Origin of the sequence: Mesorhizobium sp. M0019, from assembly GCF_040323975.1 — a bacterium.
Classification (GTDB): domain Bacteria; phylum Pseudomonadota; class Alphaproteobacteria; order Rhizobiales; family Rhizobiaceae; genus Mesorhizobium.
This window is the reverse complement of sequence record NZ_JAMYVK010000121.1, coordinates 1-1,962: the sequence shown is the minus strand read 5'-3', so window position 1 is coordinate 1,962 and position 1,962 is coordinate 1. Positions and strand designations below refer to the sequence as shown.

Sequence of the window (1,962 nt, the reverse complement as noted above, 5' to 3'; positions counted from 1 at the left end):
ACCCCAGTCACAAAGAACCACGGTCGATCAGCAGGCGCACCGCCTGCCACAAGCGCCATTGCCGCGCGAGCGGCTTAGTCCTCCCACACCATTGCGGTGATCCCGCCGGACCCAGTCAGAAGGACCGTTTAAGGGTCAGCTTCAGACCTTGGTCCCGCCGGGCTGAACGTCCGCAATCTTTCTTCAGACGCCAAAAAGCCGCCATTCCTCTGTCGTAACCCGTTTCAGACATTCGTGACCGGCGTCATAAGAAGCGCCCATCACCGACGGGACTCCACTGAGGGAAGCCGACCTTCCCCCAGCCTTTCGCCAGGCACGGACTCTTTGCCAACCGCACATTTGAAGCCTATGCTTCCCAGATCGGCCGCCAGCGCTTCGGACGCAGCCGACAGTAAGAGGTACGTGCTCTTGCCCGTATGGGAGAGAGAGCCATGCCCCAATCCCTTCTTCGCAACCATGTATTGAAAACCCTCTCCTCGGAGGATTTCGCGCTTTTGAAGCCCTCACTGCATCACGTCGAACTGGGCATCAAAGACCAGCTGGAAGTCTCTTATCAGCCGATCGAGCATGTGTATTTCCCAGAGATGGGCATCGCGTCAGTGGTCGCTACGATGACCGATGGGCGGCAAAGCGAAGTCGGCATCGTCGGCCATGACGGCATGACAGGAGTTGCCGTTATTCTCGGCCAGGACAAGTCGCCCAATGAAACCTATATCCAAGTCGCAGGTAATGGCTGGATCCTCCCGGTTGAAGCTCTTCGCTTTGCGATTGCAGAGAGCCAATCCCTTCGCGAGTCACTGCTTCGCTATGCCCACGCGTTCTTCATCCAGTCGTCCCGGACGGCACTGGTCAACGGCCACTCCAAAATCGAGGAGCGGCTGGCCCGCTGGTTGCTGATGGTCCAAGACCGCGTCGAAGGAAACAAGATTTACCTGACGCACGAGTTTCTGGCGACCATGCTTGGCGCTCGGCGCCCGGGCGTTACCACCGCCCTCCAAATGCTTGAGTATCGGGGGCTGGTTCACGCCAGGCGCGGCGAGATCACAATTGTCGACCGCGTTGGAATGATACAACTCACACATGGTGCCTGCGGCGACGAGGAGCAAAGTCACTTCGGCCTCGCCTCCGCCTAACTGTTCGGAATCTGACAAACCCTTGCAGGCTGCCGAATTGGTGCCATAAATCGTGTTGATTTGGGTTTCAGGGAGGAACTCACATGACCAACACTTTTCACACCGTCACCGTTGAAAGCGCCGCCGAAGCCTATGTGCTCTCTAGAGGCAAGGCCCACTTCCTCTCCATCGCACAGGCAATCCGCGCCATCCGAACGCTCATGCCGGCATGCAGGGCTACCGACCGCGAGTTGGAGGAGCTGTTGGCGGTGGCATCCTTCATTCACGGTGTGCCCGTCGCTTTCGATGCAAAAACAGCCGATGTCGTAGAACCACGGCCCCATTCGTAGGCCATATATGCCTGCGCTCGCGCAGATGCCCACCCTGTCGGACGTTTGTCCGCTACCTTATCGACAATGTCGGCAGGCCGTGCATTTCGATATCCGAGGTTAGCCAGGCTGTAAGGGGAATATTTCCGCTTTGCGACCTCACGGATTGGGAACTTGGCAATCTCATTGCGCGAAGCGCGATCGACGCGGGATTTGCGATTGAATTCGACGCCGCGGGTGCCTAGGACGCCTGTCAAGACTCGATAGCGGAACAGCTGCTTTAGCCATGTGGCTCCCAATCACGGACGGTCAGGTTGCGGCCCCGATCAGCTCGTTCGGTGCATTGCCGCCAAATGTCCGCAGTTGGCGCGTCCCGGTGGTTCAAACATCCGTCCTCGAGAACGCCCTAAATGAGCGTCGAACGACTTGGTTCGGTGGAAGGACTAAGCCGCTCGCGCGGCAATGGCGCTTGTGGCAGGCGGTGCGCCTGCTGATCGACCGTGGTTCTTTGTGACTGGGGT

2 protein-coding genes are annotated in these 1,962 nt (G+C 58.5%); both read left to right on the top strand.

Annotation, left to right across the window (positions count from 1 at the left end; all coding sequences use genetic code 11):
* Positions 1–431: 431 nt before the first annotated feature.
* Positions 432–1,133: a Crp/Fnr family transcriptional regulator gene (locus NKK47_RS34905; protein WP_352579914.1), complete on the top strand. Its 702-nt coding sequence runs from the start codon at positions 432–434 to the stop codon at positions 1,131–1,133.
* Positions 1,134–1,216: 83 nt separating this feature from the next.
* The gene (locus NKK47_RS34900; protein WP_352579913.1) at positions 1,217–1,462 is read left to right on the top strand and encodes a hypothetical protein; all 246 of its coding nucleotides are present in this window, start codon (positions 1,217–1,219) and stop codon (positions 1,460–1,462) included.
* Positions 1,463–1,962: the final 500 nt, after the last annotated feature.

Excerpts from the sequence above, each read along its gene's own strand:
- NKK47_RS34905 (WP_352579914.1), top strand. The coding sequence starts at position 432 with ATGCCCCAATCCCTTCTTCGCAACCATGTATTGAAAACCCTCTCCTCG.
- NKK47_RS34900 (WP_352579913.1), top strand. The coding sequence starts at position 1,217 with ATGACCAACACTTTTCACACCGTCACCGTTGAAAGCGCCGCCGAAGCC.